Annotated in this window: 15 protein-coding genes, 3 pseudogenes, 1 CRISPR repeat array and 1 riboswitch; all 18 genes and pseudogenes read left to right on the forward strand. The window is 40.4% G+C overall.

Annotated elements, in window-relative coordinates:
- Window positions 1-671 (forward strand): recombinase zinc ribbon domain-containing protein (locus ADA01nite_RS16215; RefSeq protein WP_174760624.1); only part of this gene is annotated, 671 nt, incomplete at its 5' end.
- Window positions 672-814: 143 nt separating this feature from the next.
- The gene (locus ADA01nite_RS16220) at window positions 815-1,933 is read left to right on the forward strand and encodes a helix-turn-helix domain-containing protein (protein ID WP_146811322.1); all 1,119 of its coding nucleotides are present in this window, start codon (window positions 815-817) and stop codon (window positions 1,931-1,933) included.
- 60 nt (window positions 1,934-1,993) lie between these two features.
- A complete protein-coding gene (locus ADA01nite_RS16225) occupies window positions 1,994-2,950 on the forward strand; it encodes an alpha/beta hydrolase (protein WP_170230331.1) in 957 nt (318 codons plus the stop codon).
- Window positions 2,951-2,962: 12 nt separating this feature from the next.
- A complete protein-coding gene (locus ADA01nite_RS16230; protein ID WP_146811324.1) occupies window positions 2,963-3,691 on the forward strand; it encodes a CPBP family intramembrane glutamic endopeptidase in 729 nt (242 codons plus the stop codon).
- A gap of 66 nt (window positions 3,692-3,757) precedes the next feature.
- Complete coding sequence (locus ADA01nite_RS16235) at window positions 3,758-4,192, forward strand: GNAT family N-acetyltransferase (RefSeq protein WP_146811325.1); 435 nt, start codon at window positions 3,758-3,760, stop codon at window positions 4,190-4,192.
- Between the two features lie 263 nt (window positions 4,193-4,455).
- Window positions 4,456-5,716, forward strand: a pseudogene (locus ADA01nite_RS16240) (IS4 family transposase).
- Window positions 5,717-5,776: 60 nt separating this feature from the next.
- Window positions 5,777-6,304, forward strand: a complete 528-nt coding sequence (locus ADA01nite_RS16245; RefSeq protein ID WP_170230332.1) for an effector binding domain-containing protein — start codon at window positions 5,777-5,779, stop codon at window positions 6,302-6,304.
- A gap of 280 nt (window positions 6,305-6,584) precedes the next feature.
- The gene (locus ADA01nite_RS16250; RefSeq protein WP_146811327.1) at window positions 6,585-7,067 is read left to right on the forward strand and encodes a DUF2975 domain-containing protein; all 483 of its coding nucleotides are present in this window, start codon (window positions 6,585-6,587) and stop codon (window positions 7,065-7,067) included.
- Between the two features lie 10 nt (window positions 7,068-7,077).
- Window positions 7,078-7,293, forward strand: coding sequence for a helix-turn-helix domain-containing protein (locus ADA01nite_RS16255; protein ID WP_146811328.1), 216 nt, complete (start codon window positions 7,078-7,080; stop codon window positions 7,291-7,293).
- An 88-nt stretch (window positions 7,294-7,381) separates the two neighbouring features.
- Window positions 7,382-8,173, forward strand: a complete 792-nt coding sequence (locus ADA01nite_RS16260; RefSeq protein ID WP_146811329.1) for a DUF817 domain-containing protein — start codon at window positions 7,382-7,384, stop codon at window positions 8,171-8,173.
- Window positions 8,174-8,386: 213 nt separating this feature from the next.
- Window positions 8,387-8,667, forward strand: a pseudogene (locus tag ADA01nite_RS16265) (RNA-guided endonuclease InsQ/TnpB family protein); the annotation flags it as partial.
- Window positions 8,668-8,962: 295 nt separating this feature from the next.
- Window positions 8,963-10,465: a malate:quinone oxidoreductase gene (locus ADA01nite_RS16270; protein ID WP_146811330.1), complete on the forward strand. Its 1,503-nt coding sequence runs from the start codon at window positions 8,963-8,965 to the stop codon at window positions 10,463-10,465.
- Between the two features lie 657 nt (window positions 10,466-11,122).
- Window positions 11,123-12,075: pseudogene (locus tag ADA01nite_RS16275) on the forward strand (cupin domain-containing protein); the annotation flags it as partial.
- A gap of 202 nt (window positions 12,076-12,277) precedes the next feature.
- Window positions 12,278-12,724, forward strand: coding sequence for a MarR family winged helix-turn-helix transcriptional regulator (locus ADA01nite_RS16280; protein ID WP_146811331.1), 447 nt, complete (start codon window positions 12,278-12,280; stop codon window positions 12,722-12,724).
- Between the two features lie 33 nt (window positions 12,725-12,757).
- Window positions 12,758-14,383 carry an MDR family MFS transporter gene (locus ADA01nite_RS16285; protein WP_146811332.1) on the forward strand — a complete coding sequence of 542 codons (1,626 nt, stop codon included), beginning with the start codon at window positions 12,758-12,760 and terminating at the stop codon, window positions 14,381-14,383.
- A gap of 205 nt (window positions 14,384-14,588) precedes the next feature.
- A complete protein-coding gene (locus tag ADA01nite_RS16290) occupies window positions 14,589-15,626 on the forward strand; it encodes a DUF1835 domain-containing protein (RefSeq protein WP_146811333.1) in 1,038 nt (345 codons plus the stop codon).
- 354 nt (window positions 15,627-15,980) lie between these two features.
- Window positions 15,981-16,065: riboswitch (cyclic di-GMP riboswitch) on the forward strand.
- A gap of 10 nt (window positions 16,066-16,075) precedes the next feature.
- Window positions 16,076-16,414, forward strand: a complete 339-nt coding sequence (locus ADA01nite_RS16295) for a hypothetical protein (protein ID WP_146811334.1) — start codon at window positions 16,076-16,078, stop codon at window positions 16,412-16,414.
- A gap of 465 nt (window positions 16,415-16,879) precedes the next feature.
- Complete coding sequence (locus tag ADA01nite_RS16300; RefSeq protein WP_281286028.1) at window positions 16,880-17,650, forward strand: sugar phosphate isomerase/epimerase family protein; 771 nt, start codon at window positions 16,880-16,882, stop codon at window positions 17,648-17,650.
- Between the two features lie 553 nt (window positions 17,651-18,203).
- Window positions 18,204-19,350: direct repeats of the CRISPR family, unit length 29 nt; unit sequence GTTTTATCTGAACGTAGTGGGATATAAAG.
- The last annotated feature ends 36 nt before the right edge of the window (window positions 19,351-19,386 follow it).

Below are 19,386 nucleotides of genomic sequence, written 5' to 3' on the forward strand. Positions count from 1 at the left end.
TTTTCATGCAGGTGCAGGAAGAGCTAGTAAGACGGGCAAACCTTTATACTGGAAAGAATGGTAAGAAGCGAGTTTATAGCAGCAAGTATGCATTGTCTAGCATTGTGTACTGCTCAGAGTGCGGAGAAATTTATAGACGGGTCCATTGGAATAATCGAGGATGTCGAGCCATTGTGTGGAGATGTGTCAGCCGCCTTGAAGAAAAAGGATCTGACTGTTCATCCCCTACAGTTAATGAGGAAGTGCTACAGGCAGCAGTTGTAAAAGCCATCAATGAGGTGCTGGCCAGTAAAGATACCCTCCTTTCCACTTTACAGGCCAATATCGAGACAGTTTTAAATAAAGAAAATGACAAGGCTACCAATGATATTGATACCAAATTGGATGAGCTGCAAAATGAGCTTATTAGACTTGCGAACTCCAAAGCAGACTATGAGGAAGTGGCTAATGAGATATATCGACTGAGGGAACTAAAGCAGAATGCCTTAGTAGTAAATGCAGAGCGTGAAGGAAGAAGGCAGCGAATAGCTGAAATGACAGACTTCTTGAATGAACAGTCCCATGAGCTGGAGGAATATGATGAGCAACTGGTAAGGCGGCTTATTGAAAAAGTTACGGTATTCAATGATAAGCTCGCAATTAAGTTCAAATCAGGTATTGAAATTAATTAACAACTATAATCTGATGAACTATTTATCCGATATTTTAGTTGATTAATTCAACTAATGGTTGAATATGAAATGTATAAACAACTATAATTCCCTTGTTGAGCTTATTATTGGCCTATATACTTTTAATTAAAGGAGAGTTTTTAATGGAAGAGTTTAGATTTTCGGACAATGTTACATTTATGCGAAAAAAGTTTGGAATGACCCAAGGAGATGTGGCTACTTATATAGGAATATCAGCCGCAGCAGTGTCTAAGTGGGAGCAAGGATTAAGTTATCCAGATTTAACTTTACTTCCCAAATTAGCCTCTTTATTTGACACTACAATCGACGAGTTGCTGGGTTATGAGCCACAACTTACTGCCGATAGAATAATGAAAATTTACCAAAATTTTTCAAAACGATTCAGTAAAGAGAGTTTTGAAATTGTCCAAAAAGATGTTGAAAACATTATAAAAGAATACTATTCATGTTGTCCACTATTGGTAAGAATTTCTCAGTTATATCTTAATCACTACGTGTACTCACAAAATCCTCAAATGGTTCTGAATCGAATAGTTGAATTATGTGAACGTGTGGATATATTGAGTGATGACCACAAACTAATACAAGAGGCGCAAATAATACATGCCTCCGCATTGTTAATTATGGATAGACCACAAGAACTTTTAAAATGTGTTGGATATGAAGTTCCAATTCAATTTGGTGTAGAAAAACTAATTGCAAGGGCTTATGCGATGCTCAAGGATAATGATAAGGTCACAGAAACATTACAGACCAGCACATTTCAACACTTGTTTATTATGATATCAAGTGAGATAGAATTTTTAAAATACACTCCAGATAATCAGAATTTATTTGATCAGATGGTAAATCGTATTGAAAAAGTTATAGACATATATAATATTGAAAAATTAAATATTCACTTAAAACTTAGTTTTTATTATCAAGCCTCTTTAGGCTATATGAAACAGCATCGGCATACAGATGCGTTGTGTATGCTGGAGCGCTTCTATCATACATGTAAAAATATATCATTTCCTATGAAAATTTGCGGTGATGATTATTTTTATACCGTTGACAATTGGATTGAACAGAATATTAACGCAGGTCCTTATGCTCCACGCAATGAGCAAGCTATCAAAGACGATTTGCTGAACATGTTACAGAAGGAACCGATATTCGTTCCATTACACGAAGATTCCAAATTTAAGTTGATTGTCAAGAACTTGCAACGTATTTTTCAATCTAAGCGAGAAAACTGATCAGTAAGTAGAATATATTATCGGTCAAACCGTTTCAGAAAAAATGGTGATATGGAGGATATGATGATAAAAGAAGATATAAAAATTCCAGTAGATCATGGGAGAGCAGTAATTGCTACAACAGTAGAACGACCTAGGAATGGAAAAAACTCGGACGTTCTCATTGTGATGATTCCAGGAAGCGGACCAGTTGACCGCGATGGCAATATGAGAGGAATGCGGGCAAGTATATATAAACAACTTGCTGATGCATTGGTACAGTCGGGATTTGCTACACTAAGATATGACAAAATTGGAGTAGGGGAAAGTACAGGAGATTTTAACCACGCGGGACTTTACGATGCTGTTCAATGCGTAAGCGACATCATTGATTATTGCAACTCAACTGAGGATATGGTATTTAATAAAATTTTTTTGCTGGGACATAGTGAGGGCACGATTATAGCCACGCTATCCGCCAGTCGAAAACATGTAGACGGGATCATTTTATTGTGTGGCGCCGGTACATCATTGAAAAGCGTCATAACCTCTCAAAATGAAGCATTATTATCAGAAATCGCCAGCAAATCCGGATTTACCGGATTGCTCCTGCGCAAGCTTGTGTCGCCTGAAAAACAGCGGCTCAAGCAGAAAAAGCTATTTGATAAAGTCATGCAAACCAATGAAGCGACTGTAAGGATTAGCGGACGGATCGTTCAAGCCAAGTGGTTAAGAGAGCATCTATCTCTGAACGATCAAAAAATTTTACAGCTGTTGTCCTCTTTAAAGTGCAAGGTGCTAGTCATTCACGGAAGCAAAGACGTCCAATCACCAATAAAACCTTTCTACCATTTAAAAAATTTAGCTTTAGACCATATTCGAACCGTAATGATTGATGATATGAATCATATGTTGAAGAAGCAAAAAGAAGCGTGCTCTTTACTAGCATTGAAAAAAATCTATAAAAAATCGGCCAATGAGCCAATATCCCATGAGATTGTCGATGAGATTGAGAATTGGCTTCAAGCTATGCGATGAGCATGATAGGAGATGTTAACTGTGAAAAAAGTGATTGCTGTATTGATTTTAGGGTTGGTGGCCGGTGCGGTTTTAGGAGCACAGCAAGTTATATCCTTAACACCAGAAAGGGAAAGCCAAATTGTTGCCCAACTAGGGTCAAAGCAAGTCATTATTATAGTGGCTATGCTGCAAACGGCAACCATGGCGAGTATTGCCACTATAGTAGGATCTTGGGCTTCTCCAAAAGTAGGCTTGAATAAACCGTTTATTTATAACAGAAAAAGCATTGCCGTGGCAGTGGCCATCGGACTCTTGTCTGCCAGCTTTATCGCCATTCCGGAAAAGCTTGTATTTACCGAAGCGTTGGGACTGGAGGAGAAATTTGAATTCTCCTGGCTTTATTTTCTTGGCAGTGTATTATACGGGGGCATCATTGAAGAAGTGCTTCTAAGATTCGGACTTATGTCGCTTATTATATGGATTGCCAGCAAAATTACGAAATCTGTGAATAACAATGGAATTTACATTGCCGGTATTGTCATCGCCGCACTCCTATTTGCAGCAGGACATCTTCCTGCGACTGCACAAATGTTGGGTTTAAGTCCAGTGTCTGTAATCCGTACTTTGCTGCTTAATTTTTTGCCGGGGATTGGGTTTGGCTATTTATATTGGAAGCATGGATTAGCATATGCGATGCTCGGGCATATCTCTACGCATGTCATCAATCAATTGATCCTTCTCCCCGTATTGTTCAATTAAATGGAGAACCAAAGAATATGAATTGATTACGCAGATTTTTGTAGAATTTTGGAGGTTCAAGCAACTATGGAAGAACTTATATTTCACGACATAAACATTGAATACATTCCAACTGTAAAAAGTTGGTACTGCGATGATGACAGTTTTCATGTTGAAAAGCTGACAAAGGAATATATAAATTATGTAGCTTCAAAACCTGATCATTACTGCTGGATTATTTCAAGCAATAATGAGTTTATAGGTAAAGTAGATTTTGAAATAGAAGAAGACAAGGCATATATATCCATTATAATAAGACCTGATTACAGGCGCAAGGGGTATGGAAAAAAAGTACTTCAGCAAATAATAAATAGACACGTGAATACTGGAATAAAACAAATTATCGCTGGTATCTTCCATACTAACGAAGCAAGTAAAAGATTATTTTCATCAGTTGGATTTATGCCTTTGTCCAACGATCCTGATAAAGATGGCTTTATAGACTTTATGTTTAGCTATTAAGGAAAATAGTATCGCTTTTTTAGTCCATATTTTTTGAAAAAGAGGTAAGAAACATTATGGCAGAAAATAAAACTTCAAAAATTAAATTATTACATACTCAACTTTCGCACATCAATAATCGGTCTATGTCGTTGATCTAATTGACATGATAATCGTTTCAGTTTGTTCCTTGACAAAACATATTTTGAAAGAAAAAACACCTCGTTCTGTGGTACAGTGAGATTGTCCAAAAATCACTACCACATAGAAGAGGTGTCTTCCATATGATAGAACAAAACAATCAACTGCCAAATGAACTGCACACAGTTTTTAAAGAGTTAGAAATTCTTAAACACTTGCGAAACGCCAATATCAAAAAATCCGATACGCTTCCGGCGAAGGATGCCGTGTCTCGCTTTTTAAACCATTCCAAGTTCGCTTGGCGCCGGTTTTTATTGACTTTCAGTGCGTCTGCCATTCAAAAAGTGAGCACGCTCACAGATGCCAAACGAGTCCGTGTGTTCATTGTTGACGATTCCATGTTCGATCGAAATCGCAGTAAGAAAGTGGAGCTTCTTGCGCGTTGTATTGATCACTCCTCTCTCAAAAAACGTTTCTACAAAGGCTTTCGTATGCTTACACTAGGCTGGTCGGATGGTCATTCCTTCATGCCGATTGATTTTTCTTTACTTAAGTTCCACAAACGCCCAAATCAATGGGATTTCCGAAGGGATTGACAAACGAACATCCGGATATAAGCGTCGTGTGGAGGCACTGCAGCCTGCACCACAACACATTCCGGCAATGCTTACGCGTGCTCTTTCGGCAGGCATCCAAGCCAGTTATGTACTGATGGATACGTGGTTCACACAGCCACCTCTTATCCGGGCGATTGTCGAACAAGGTCTTGATGTCATCGGGATGATAAAAGCGACGAATCAGCGCTATGTCATAGATGGGCAACTTCTGTCATTGAAGCAGTTATACCGATGTGCACAACTGGCAGGACAGAAAAACGGCGTCCTTCGATCCATTCACACGGTGATGGCCAACGGTGTGCCGGTCAAAGTCATCTTTGTTCAAAACCGGAATAAGAAAAGCGAATGGCTCGCTATCTTGAGTACAGACTGTACACTTTCTGACCAAGAAATCGTTCGAATATACGGGATGCGCTGGGATATTGAGGGATTCTTTAAGACGACCCAATCACTGTTACGACTTCAAAAAGAGTTCCAAGGACGTTCGTATGATCTACTGATTAGCCATACGACCATTGTATTTTCTCGTTATATCGTTTTGTCTTGGCAAAACCGCTGTAACACCGACGACCGGACGCTTGGTGGTTTCTTTTACGAACTTTGCGATGAAATACAAGATCTCGATTGGGCGGTCGCACTTCAGCAGCTAGTCGAGCTTCTTCAAGATACCCTGAAAAAGACAAACAGCCGAATCAAAACAATGATTGAAAGTCAACTTCAGCAGTGGATTGCCAGCCTTCCTGCCTATATTAAGGCTTATTTACCGATTTCATTCTGCGAAAGTTGAGTCAATGAGTATCACCCAATGAATTATCTTGAGATGAGATTTATAGGAGGCAAAAGAATCATGGCAGAATTAAAGAAAATTGTTTATAAGGAATTTGACGAACGTCTAATGGTCGGAGTTCATTATCACACTTCATTTTTTGAGGCTGGAAACGTGTGGAAATCATATTTTGAAAGTGATAAGATTGATTATTTAAAAAAATTATCTGAATTTACTTCTTGTGAGGATATTGATGAAAATGATGGTATCGGAATGATGTTTAATTTTCAGGATACAAATACTTTCGAATTAATATTAGGAGATTTTATGAAAGTAAATACACCGGTTCCCCATGAGTTGCATACAAAACACATTCCAAGTGGAACAGTGGCTTGTATCCAAATTGAGGGAAATAACATCGCAGAAATTGTTGACTCGGCCTTCTTGTTGATTACAGAAGCAATTGAAAAAAACGATAAAGAGATTGATTTTGATCATTTTTATTGGTGTGAGGTATATACAAAACAACGATATTCCATTCCACTAAGTCGTGGTGAAAAGGTGGTTATTGATTATATTTTGCCAGTAAAATCGAAATTAAAAGAATAGGCTTCTTATTACAAGTTTTTACAATAAACTTCTAACAAAATCAAAACAAAGTTGTGCAAAAGAGCGGGAGAAAGGTTCGAGGTAAAAGGAGAAATCCTTATTTTTCAAGCCTTTTTCCTGTTTTTTATATCAAGACTTTATTTCAAACATAATAAAGTTGTGGCAGAAAAAATCGAATCAAATAACAATAACAATGCAATTTAATTCAATATTTTTTTATTGTAAAACAATAAATCATGTGTTAAAGTCAAATTGACAATAAATAAGTGAGGTGCTTTTTATGAAACGAGTTACGACACTCTTTTTAAAGATAGCAGTTATTCTTATTGGAATCCCCGTTCTTGCTTTGTGCATATTTTTGGTGCCTGAGATAGGGAATATTGCAGCAAAATTGTTTCCGGATATTGCTTATATGAAATATCTCGTTTCCACCGTTTTCTATGCATCGGCGATACCTTTTTACTTTGCTCTGTATCAAGCTATTAAACTTTTAAGCTATATTGACAAGAATAAAGCTTTCTCCGAATTATCTGTAAAAGCTTTAAAGAAAATCAAATACTGTGCCATCACAATCAGTAGTTTGCATGTGCTAGTCTTGCCGCTCTTCTATCTCTTTGCGGAGAAAGACGATGCCCCAGGTGTCATCTTTATCGGATTGGTTGTTCCTTTTGCTTCAGCGGTTATCGCAGTCTTTGCTGCTGTTCTCCAAAGACTTTTACAAGAAGCTATTAATATAAAATCAGAAAATGATTTAACGGTCTGAGGTGAATAGCATGGCGATTATAATCAATATTGATGTGATGTTGGCTAAACGGAAAATGAGTGTTACAGAACTTTCGGAGAAGGTTGGAATAACAATGGCTAACCTTTCTATATTGAAAAATGGAAAAGCAAAAGCGATTCGATTATCAACTTTAGAGGCTATATGTAAGGCTTTAGAATGTCAGCCTGGAGATATTTTAGAATACAAAAGTGATGAAGATACCTAAGATTATAATATTGTAGGAATATTTAACATTGAAAGGAAAAAAGGCAGGACTTACCTATATTCAGAAAAAAACTTTGGAGGCACAAATCATGAGAGCACTAAAACAACTCGTTCGTTTTGGTTGGGAGCAGGCCCTATCATGTTTGTTTCCTGTCGTTATTTTTGCCTCTTTGGCTTTTACACAAATCATGCCACTTCCCTTCCTGCCACGGTATGACTGGCTGCTCATCATCTGCCTTCTGATGCAGTGGTGGATGGTGCGTTCTGGGCTTGAAACACGGGATGAACTAAAGGTTATCACATTGTTCCACCTTATTGGACTTGCTCTTGAACTTTTCAAGGTACATATGGGCTCCTGGTCTTATCCAGAGGAAGGATATTTCAAAATTTTTGGAGTGCCTTTGTATAGCGGATTCATGTACGCAAGTGTAGCGAGTTATCTTTGCCAGGCATGGAGGAGGCTTAAGGTTGAACTGGTTAAGTGGCCACCGTTTTTGGTAGTTGTACCACTTGCAGCTGCGATTTATTTGAATTTTTTCACCCACCATTATTGGATTGACGTTCGTTGGTGGTTATCTGGACTTGTAATTATCATCTTTTGGCAATCATGGGTCACATACGAGATTGATGGAACTCGTTACCGTATGCCACTCGCACTTTCTTTTGTGCTCATCGGATTTTTTATATGGATAGCCGAAAATATCGCAACGTTCTTTGGAGCTTGGGAATATCCAAACCAAACCGATGCATGGAATTTCGTTCATCTAGGAAAGGTGAGTTCATGGCTCTTATTAGTGATTGTTAGTTTTCTTATAGTAGCGACGTTAAAGCAGGTTAAGGGAAAAAATTCCACCAGGATAGATACTGGTCAATTTTTATAACTGTTAAGAACCCTCTTTTAAAAAAGTCGGATCCTTAGGATAGTAAGGAATTCAACTTAGTATTGGGATAGTCGGGAAGATAACTGCGAGGCACTCTTTGTAACGGAGCGGAACCCTATTCGGCGGATGAACATCCAAACGCTTCGTTACGCTGTATAGTTGATCGCTGCATCATGGATGTCTTCCTGTAAAGGAGAAGATCCAAAGGAATTCATGAAGGGAATGTCCCAAGCCCTCAATTTCGGCAAAAGTGTTGCTGATCATGCATGGGGCATGTTCACGACATTTCTCCAATACAAGTTAGAGGAGCAGGGGAAAAAGCTTATCAAGATAAGTGGTTTCCATCATCCAAAACTTGTTCATGTTGCGGTCAAGTAAAGGGGTCTCTATCTCTTTCTGAGCGTATATTTCGCTGTGATTGTGGTTTTGTGGCAGACCGTGATTGGAATGCTTCTATCAATATCAAGCGTGAAGGACTGCGACTGTTAGCATAATCATAAATAGAGCATGGAACAGGCTCGATAGCTAAGTAAATTTCGTACCGTTAGGTGCGATTACCTTAGAAGCCCCACCTCTAAGCGAAGCATAGGTGGCGGGTAGTTCACTAGCTTATAATTATCATATAATAGTAAAAAATATTTTTAATCTATAAATAATAGTGATACACTATGATAGGGTTATAATTGATCCAGAAAAGGTGTGTGACTGGGTCGCGCCTGGCTTGCTGTAGTGCCTAAGCAGGAGCGACTGCATCCTTTCTGCAAATCTTAGGGTATAAGGACGGTAAAAATGAGTAACAGACAAACTAGAACAGACGTTATCTTAATTGGTGCCGGAATCATGAGTGCGACTTTGGGAACATTGCTGAAAGAATTAGTACCGGATTGGGAAATTACAGTGTTTGAGAGGCTTGCAAACGCAGGAGAGGAAAGTTCTAACGAATGGAATAATGCGGGAACGGGGCATTCGGCATTGTGCGAGCTTAACTACACCGTCGAAAAACCGGACGGATCCATAGATGTTAGCAAAGCTGTAAAAATTAATGAACAGTTTCAGATTTCAAGACAGTTTTGGTCTTATCTTGTAAAAAGCAATCTGATACGTAATCCGCAGGAGTTTATCATGCCATTGCCTCATTTGAGTTTAGTACAGGGGGAAAAAAATGTAACGTTTCTAAAAAAACGTTTTGAAGCGTTGTCAAACAATCCTCTGTTCCAAGGGATGGAGTTTTCCGATGACCCTCGAAAACTGATGGAATGGATTCCGCTTATTATGAAAGACCGTAAATCGAATGAACCTATAGCGGCAACAAAAATCGACTCTGGAACTGATGTCAACTTTGGCGCTTTAACGCGCATGCTGTTTGACCACTTAAAGAGCAAAAACGTCGATATCAAATTCAAACATCATGTTGATGATATTAAACGTACGAGCGACGGCTCCTGGGAATTGAAAGTGCGGAATCTCGAGAGCGGTGCCGTCGAACGCCATACTGCAAAATTCGTCTTTATCGGCGGCGGTGGAGGAAGCCTGCCTTTACTGCAAAAATCGGGTATTCCTGAAGGAAAACATATTGGAGGCTTCCCGGTAAGCGGACTGTTTATGGTGTGTAACAATCCGGATGTTGTAGCGCAGCATCATGCAAAAGTATACGGGAAAGCGAAGGTTGGCGCTCCGCCAATGTCTGTTCCGCATCTGGACACAAGGTATATCGACAATAAAAAAACGTTGCTCTTTGGACCGTTTGCCGGCTTCTCACCGAAGTTTTTAAAAAACGGCTCCATGTTTGATTTGTTAGGTTCCGTAAAACCGGATAATGTGTTAACGATGTTGGCAGCTGGCGCAAAAAACATTCCATTGACCAAATACCTGATTCAGCAGGTTATGTTGTCGAAAGAACAGCGCATGGAAGAGTTGCGCGAGTTTATCCCGACCGCTAGAAGCGAAGATTGGGATATCGTGGTAGCGGGCCAACGTGTGCAAGTGATCAAAGATACTGCCGCCGGCAAAGGAACGCTTCAATTCGGTACGGAAGTTATTAGTGCCGCTGATGGCTCGATTGCGGCATTGCTCGGCGCTTCTCCGGGTGCTTCTACCGCCGTTTTCGTCATGCTTGAGGTCATAAAAAAATGCTTCCCGCAACATCTAAAAGCGTGGGAACCGAAAATAAAAGAAATGATTCCTTCTTATGGTGTGTCACTAGTGGAAAACCCAGAGCTTTTGCACGAAATTCATACTTCAACAGCGCGGACGCTTGGCTTAGCGGGTGAAAAGCAGTACGCATACGCATAGAGACGGTCCTTATTTGTCACGACCATGCCCCGGATACAGGGGGATGGTTCTACTGTATGTTCAGACGTTTCCTTACGGCTTATATTTATTACAGCAATACTATGTCCATAGGAAGGCAAATCGGCAATGCCGTACCGGTAAAATTGGCGAATCCGGAATAACCGAAAAACCCGTATGTGAAAGGAAGCATAAATTTGCCAGAACGGCACTTTATACTTCCTTTCCTTTTTTCAAGTACCTTTATTTGTTTAGTCGACAGAAGTCAATTTTGATGACTGTTGGCCAATTGTCACATCTACAGAAAAGCGTTTAATGGAAAATATATTATTTCTGCTTGATAAAGATGTTAAAGATTTTCCACTTTTGAAAGGTCAGCCAGATAAACGTCAGAACATGTTGTAAAACGGAATCCTTGATTGTAAATATTTCATTATCTGTTCAAAATTTGGATATCATGAGAGTATCCACCTCGTTGGTTAATGGTTTTTGTGGTACTCACTATTCTTCCCAAGCAGGTGGTTTTTTATCATTATTTTGTGAGAAGGGATGAGATTGTTAGCGTAAATTGACAGGCTGAAAGAAGAAAAGAGCGGTAAAGTACCGCAGCCGATAAGAAATGATGGTGCCGGCGCGCCCGATTTCGGTCCGCGGGACGTTATGAGGGACCTCGAAAATCCCGACATGCTCGTTCCGCCGGCCACTGACGCCGGAACGATCCCCAACCTGAAGTTCTCTTTCTCCGATACCCATATGCAATTAAATCACGGCGGCTGGTCACGGGAAGTGACGGTCAGAGAGTTGCCTGTTGCAACCACACTAGCGGGGGTGAACATGGCTCTGACGCCGGGTGGTGTGCGTGAGTTACATTGGCATCAGCAAGCGGAATGGTCCTGCATGATTTTAGGCCGGGCGCGTACAACAGCAGTAGACCAGGACGGAATTTCATAGCAGATGTCGGTCCTGGGGATTTGTGGTACTTCCCTCCCGGAATTCCGCACTCGATTCAAGGACTGGAGGAAGGCTGCGAGTTCCTTCTCGTATTTGGCGACGGCAATTTCTCCGACCTAAATACTCTTTCCATCACCGATTGGTTCGCACACACACCGAAGGACGTACTGGCGGCAAATTTTGGTGTACCAGAAAGTGCCTTTGCCCATATCCCGAAAAAACAGCGATACATTTTTCAAGCAAACGTACCCGGTCCGATTGAAAGTCAAAAGGTATCAGATCCCTACGGTACTGTGCCAAAGACTTTTACATACCGGCTGCTTGCGCAGGAACCGATCGTAACTCCGGACGGGACGGTGCGTATAGTCGACTCCACCAACTTTCCCATTTCGACTAGAATCGCGGCCGCGCTGGTAGAAGTAAAGCCGGGAGGAATGAGGGAAATGCATTGGCACCCAAATAACGACGAGTGGCAGTATTACCTATCGGGTACGGCACGTATGACCGTTTTTGCGGCCAATGGCACGGCCCGAACTTTCAATTATCGGGCTGGTGATGTAGGATATACACCGTTCGCCTTCGGGCACTACATCCAGAACACCGGTGATCAAAGCCTGTGGTTTCTGGAGATGTTCAAGAGTGATCGTTTTGAAGATGTCTCCAAGGATCCATTTTAGTTTGTGGCTGATATGGAATACGGTGCACATGATGAACAAAATTTTCCTGATAAATATTAGGTTGTTTTTTCATTAATCATGTTTTATATTTAAATACGTTAAATATTTTATTATTTAATATATAAAATGATTATCATTTTAATAATTGAAATATATAAGTAACAAGTGCTATGAAGGAGGATGTCATATGGGCGACTTTGATAAGAAAATAGAAAGATTAGAGCAGGCTTATGTCTCATTTATGCGTCAATTAGGACCTAAATTATCCGAGGATACAGAATTAGGTTTAACAGGACCACAATTTTATATTCTCCATCTCCTTTCGAAGAAAGAAAAATTTATGGTCACGGAAATTGCTTCAGAAATGGGTGTAAAGCCAAGTGCAATCACAGTCATGATTGAACGGTTGCATAAAAACAGATTGGTTATGAGAGACCGAGATGAAAATGACCGCAGAGTTGTTTTTATCCATTTAACGGAGAAAGGAAAAGAAGTTTTACAAAAAGCCAAACAAAGGCGTTTTAAAACGATTTCCCATTATCTTAAACATTTAGAGTCGGAGGAATTGGAAAATTTAGTGAAGATTTATGAGAAATTGGCTCGAATTGCATCTACCGTAGAAGACATTAATTAAATGAATGTTAATAAGAAAATGGAGTTATATAGCATGATAAAAGAAAAAATAATATCGAAACCGAAAATAAAACCCATTGAACAAGACAATGAAAGTACAAAACATCGCGGGATTTTAATCGTAGGTCTTTTAGTCGCCATGCTTTTTGCATCGCTGGATAATACCATTGTAGGAACTGCGATGCCTCGAATCGTCGGTGAACTCGGTGGTCTTAGTTTGATGACATGGCTTACAACAGCCTATATGCTTTCGTCTACATCCGTTGTTCCAATCGCAGGTAAATTAGCCGATTTAATTGGTCGAAAATCCGTTTATGTCACAGGGATTATTATCTTCATGATCGGTTCCGCACTTTGTGGTATGGCGAATTCCATGACCCAGCTCATTATCTTCCGTGGTCTGCAAGGAATCGGCGGTGGTGTAATGATGCCGATGGCTATGGTGATTATTGGGGACATTTTCACAGGTGCCGAGAGAGCGAAATGGCAAGGGGTTTTTGGTGCCGTATTTGGACTTTCTTCCATTATCGGTCCGCAAGTGGGTGGCTGGATTGTTGATGCAGCCAACTGGAGATGGGTGTTCTATATCAATATGCCTGTAGGTATTGTTGCTGTCATTCTCATTAGTGTGGGACTAAAAAATAAAAAACTTGAAGGACCTGTTAAATTTGATATCGCTGGTATGTTTACGATGATTGTCGGTGTCGTCAGTTTACTTCTTGCCTTGACTTTTGGGGGGAAAGACTATCCTTGGGCTTCATGGCAAATCATTTCTTTGTTCGCCCTTGCTGCCGTATTTCTCATTAGTTTTTGTATTATTGAATCCAAAACAAGTGAACCGATTCTTCCTATGCACTTGTTTAAAAACAGAACGTTCTCTGTTTTAAACGGAATCGGGTTCCTAATGTCAGTGGGAATGTTTGGAGCCATTATGTTTGTTCCGCTATTCATGCAAGGTATTATTGGGATGAGTGCTTCCCAATCTGGAACGATGATGTTACCTATGATGCTGTCTATGATGCTGATGAGTATTCTTGGTGGGTGGCTCGTTCGGAAAATTGGAGTGAAAACACAAGTTGTGGTGGGTATGATTGTTATGGCAGCAGGATTCTGGTTGCTATCCACGATGGGAATTGACACCACTAAATTAGTTGCCATGAGCTTTATGGCTATTCTTGGTTTAGGAATGGGACTTGTGATGCCAGTTCTTACCCTGGCTCTTCAAGAGAGTTTTCCTAAGTCACAATTAGGTGTTGTTACTTCGTCGAGTCAATTTTTCCGACAAATCGGTGGGACATTCGGAATGACCGTTTTAGGAGCCATTATGAACCATCGCTCGTCTAATTTATTAACAGAACAATTAGTTCCTACTTTGGAAAAACTTCCGCCACAGGCTCATGGTATGGTCGAACAATTTGAAGGCATGATTCAGCATTCACCACAAGGACTATATTCGATGTTGCTTAGTCCTGAGACACTTGCAAAAATTCCGCAAGGCATGCAGCAAATGATTTTACCTGTTCTGAAATCTACATTAGTTGATGCGCTGCATAGCGTTTTCCATTACGGGTTAATCTTTGTAGTATTAGGTACTTTGATGACCTTGTTACTCAAGCCAATCAAACTTTCGAATATAAAAAAAGAAAAACAAGCAGCTTAAATAAAACCTTCGTTTTCAGCACCGCTTTGCTTGATCTATTTGATCGGTGAATGGTGCTATTTTTTATGTGTCAAAACTCATGTCCAATTCAACGTTTGTAAAGGTATATTTTTGAAACATACTCAAAACTACCTTACAATAGTAAGAGTAGAGAAATAGCCCGAGATGACAGCTTCTTTGCGATGTAGAAAGGAATGATAAAACAATGATAGAAAACCTGCGGGAAATGATAGATGGCTTAACGGAAAAAGAAGCAAAAACCTTGCTGTATCATATATTCCTGAGAGTGAACCTGGTGGAAGAAACGCAATACAGCCAGGAACAATTTTTTACCGATGTAAGCGAGATATATAAGCGAATTCTGAATTACAAAGCCAATCAGATGCATAACGAAGAGAACGGACTGCATAAAAAGGTACATATTATTTTTGGTGATTCTGCTTCTGGATGTCTCAGAGCGGCGCTTAAGGGGTTAGGGGTAAATCAGGAAGAGAAGGTGATTACGTTTTCCAGCCTGTTCTCTATTGGTCCTGTATGGCAATTGCACACGGAAGAAGGGAGGAAGGAGAGAAAAGAATGGTTTACCAAGCATTTTCGCTACAGTGAGGAGGATGCTACGCATTATATACAGTGTTTTCAGAATGCTCTCGGTGAAATTTCTTCCATTCCTTCAGATGTACCCATCACGATTTGGACAGGAGAAAACGCTCATGAACAAACTGGATTACGATTTGTTTTGTACTTATTGAATGAGAAAGCAAATGATATTACTGTCATCAATGCTACGAAAGCTCATGCGGCATATTTTAATCAGGCAGAATTGACATATACTGTTCTACATACAGGGGAAATTGTCCCGGAAAAGTTACAGGCTATTTATGAGAAGAGTAGGCTGAATCAGTTGTTGTCTTTACAGGATAGGAAAAGACTTGCTGAAGAATGGCTTCGTCTGGCTGACACAAATGAAGTGCTGCGTATTTGGAAAAATGGATACGTGCAGAGCATCACAGAAGAGTGGTTTGACCCGCATGTTATCCAGGCGGCTCAGGAACTTCATAGTAAGCAGAAGAAAAAGGATTTTGTGAAAGCGGCGAGAGTTATTGGAGAAGCTTTAGGGAGCTTGGAACAATATGTGGGCGATGAATTTTTGGAATATCGGCTCAGGATGCTAATAGGTCAAAACGTTTTTGAAGCAGTAGGGAGTCTGGAAGCTATGAGATATTATAGCGTTCGGTTGCGATAAATTTTCCTACACTAAAAAAAGACCCCTCGCAGGGAGGGGCAAGTCAGAGTAAAACGTTGGCTTCTATCTCCTACGTAGAAAAGCAGGGGAAAGTTGCAAAAGCTGCCCCTGTCGGCTGTCATCGGCAAGGGGCAGAGTAAAGGGGGATTACACCTTTCTATACGAAAGTGATGCTGAGAGGTTGCAAAAAAAGAGACCTTTCCCTGGAGAAAAAGAAAAGTCTTAAGGAAGAAGAGATTCGACAGCTGACAAAGCGCATAGAGTGGTCTGTGAGTCATTTGTCGAAGAGGTGCAATTTTTGCAGTGCAGGGCTTTATACATGTTTCTACCCTGATTTTAGTGTTAATATATTCCTAATGAAAAAGGCAAACTTATCGAAAGGTAAGGACGCAAAACTATAGGGGCTTTTATTTTTAAGATATGCCAGCCAGTTACCAGGAGGAATATACGTGAGCAAAAAAGAGTATGGTGAAAGCATTAGTGATTCAGTAAACGATTTTTTTGTACTTTTAGAAAATTATCCGGATCATCCTAAAAATCTATTTGTTTTTACAAGTTTTTTAAGGGAACTTGTAAGAGAGACAGCAATTGATAAGAACTCTCCGATTATAGAAGTAATGACTGTTCTTAGACATGAAAAACCCATTATTTTCTATCATATGAGAAAGCAAACGAGGGACTGGATGTATATGTTAACTCAAATTGATATGGACATCGAGGAAGCGAAAGGCAGGCTGAATGCTATAATCAAGGGAACTAGCTTAGCAAGACAAAGTGTCAGAAGATGAGCGAAGGGGCCGTTCCGGGGGAGCGGTCTTTTTTTAAGTATTAGGAAAGGTTATGTCGTTGTACAATGATAAAGAGGCATATGCTTTCCCTCCATTACCGTACTCAAATAACCGCTGCTAAAAGAGATTATATAATAAACAATTTGACATATCGTGAATAAACGATATAATAAGACTTAAATAAATCGATAAATTCAGATATACAAATATAGCGATGTTTCAGGCGTAAAGTGGTTTTTAAAGACAACTGTCGACAGGGTTGAACATGATTAAGTGAAATTTTTTTTAAAATGGTATATCGATAAATTTAGATATATTAAAATGGAAATGTAGAGGACGTATTTACTTGGCATTGATGTATTCGCTGAAAAGGAGGAACTGGTAACGATGGCTTACCGCGTTTATGCAATGGATTTTTCTTTCTACAACTCAATGGGAATTTACAGCTTCGAGGCACGGTGCGAGATGCTGAAAGAGATCGGGTACGATGCAATGCATTTGTCTATCTGGCACGGAGAGCGGTGGCGGGACGCGGCGAAGCTTAGCAGCGTCAAGCAGAAATATGGGCTGGACGTCGCGAGTGTGTATGTCGTGTTGGATCTCTCATTAGGCGAGAACCATCCGAGAAATGAGGGCATCCTGAAGTTGTTGGGGTCTCTCGAGGGGTGTTCGACTGTTGAGCTGGCGATCCAATCCGTAGGAAGGAATATAAGACCTTCAGACCCGGCAGGTGATGACATCGCGGTGAAGTGGCTGGAAAAGGCACTCAAGATTTGCGAACGGCGAAACATCAACATCCTGCTTTATACGCACTTATCCTTCTGGATCGAGCGGCACGAAGATGCATTGCGACTGTGTCGCCGGCTGAATCATCCAAATCTGGGGATCGTGTTCTGTGGCTTCCACTGGTATGCTGTCGATGGGACAAACCTGCCGGCTATACTGGGAGCGGTAGCGCCGTACCTGAAGCAGGTGAACCTGTCCGGTAGCCGCAGGAATCCGCACGGTTTTGGAGATATTGCGACTATCGAGCCATTGGACGAAGGCGAGTTGGACAATTTCGCGTTGCTTGGGCAGCTTAAAAAGATCGGTTTTAATGGAATGATTGGCTTTCAGGGCTGGAGTGAGGGGGGCGACGCCTACAGTAAGCTGAGTCGCTCGCTCAGAGCGTTCCGTGACATGGAACGGCGTCTCGAGGCACATCCGCACTGGGCGGAATTGAATTTGCTTCCGTGATTAAGCAGCACGCCAAGTGTAACGAATGTAAACCGTTGGCGCTCAAGTTTGATAAAGTAAACCAAAATCGGCAAAGGAACTTCCAATATCGGAGGTTCCTTTTTGTTTTATGTATTCGTTTATTTTAAATTACTTGAAGGCAGAGGTTTCTTTCGCTTTGTTCAATGCTCCCTTTATTTTTGGTTTTAATCTTTTTGATAAGATGGGCCTGGCGTAGGGACTTATGCACTCCATGTTGTGTTTAGTTATTTCTGATTGAAGAAGTATCAGTTTGGTCCGTCTGGATGGCTGTGACGTTCGTTGACATGCAGCTTTTGAAAAGGGGAAAGGAGTCTACGCTGTTTCGTTTGATTGGGGGAAAGTGGATGCTTTGCAGTGAAGCTAGTTTTTGATAAAATAAGCGCAAAGCCTTGTGTAGCAAGGTTTTTGTGCTTTTTTTGTGGAGTATGAAAAATAGAATTGTCGGTTTACTGCAAAAAGTGAATTTTTGGTTAGTTTGTTGGGACGTGAAAGGCTTGATAAATAAAGGATTTTGTCCATTTTGTTTTTAGGGGTTTTATCTGAACGTAGTGGGATATAAAGTGATGTCGGTCGAGGTCATGATGACGCTGCCTTTCCAGGTTTTATCTGAACGTAGTGGGATATAAAGACGGATTGTATTTACCGAGGCGCAGCGGCATGCCGAATAGTTTTATCTGAACGTAGTGGGATATAAAGTCGGCCATTTCCGGTGTGTTGCGTCCTTGCGTCAACGTTTTATCTGAACGTAGTGGGATATAAAGGAGAGCCGAAGCTGGAAGCGCAGATCAAAGGCTACGTTTTATCTGAACGTAGTGGGATATAAAGTCAGAAGTATATCGCAAATGCGAGCAAACTGGCTATCAGTTTTATCTGAACGTAGTGGGATATAAAGCTGACTTAGATTTATTTGATAGTCCAGAATACATTAGTTTTATCTGAACGTAGTGGGATATAAAGTTATATGGGGATCAGGCAGACATATAACCTGAAAGATGGTTTTATCTGAACGTAGTGGGATATAAAGTCGTCACTTTTGGGATGTGATTTTTACTCCTGTCCCCTGTTTTATCTGAACGTAGTGGGATATAAAGTCAACAAGAAAGAGAAGGAGACGGAAAGTGAAGTCAGTTTTATCTGAACGTAGTGGGATATAAAGAGGATTTGCAACTGAATGGAAGCGCTAGTGTCTTTCGAGTTTTATCTGAACGTAGTGGGATATAAAGTTTCAATCAGCTCTTTCTTTGTTTCATTGAAATTATTGTTTTATCTGAACGTAGTGGGATATAAAGAGAAAATCCCAGACAATATAACCTACCATTTAACCCTGTTTTATCTGAACGTAGTGGGATATAAAGAGCATCCGGCCACTCGGAAGGGACTTCCCTGTCCAAGTTTTATCTGAACGTAGTGGGATATAAAGTAGCATTAAGTGGATTTGTGCTCGGATTTATCGGTGGTTTTATCTGAACGTAGTGGGATATAAAGGCAAGTGGCATGGAAGGCAGCTACCTGCGAGGATGAGTTTTATCTGAACGTAGTGGGATATAAAGATGAACGTTCCTTGATTGGTACGGATGATTTCGTAGTTTTATCTGAACGTAGTGGGATATAAAGTCATAAATTCGAGCAGAAACATTACAAACAAGAGTAGTTTTATCTGAACGTAGTGGGATATAAAGTCAGCTTTTCTTTGAAAGCTTTTCGGGCACCCTTGC

The organism is Aneurinibacillus danicus (genome assembly GCF_007991215.1).
Classification (GTDB): domain Bacteria; phylum Bacillota; class Bacilli; order Aneurinibacillales; family Aneurinibacillaceae; genus Aneurinibacillus; species Aneurinibacillus danicus.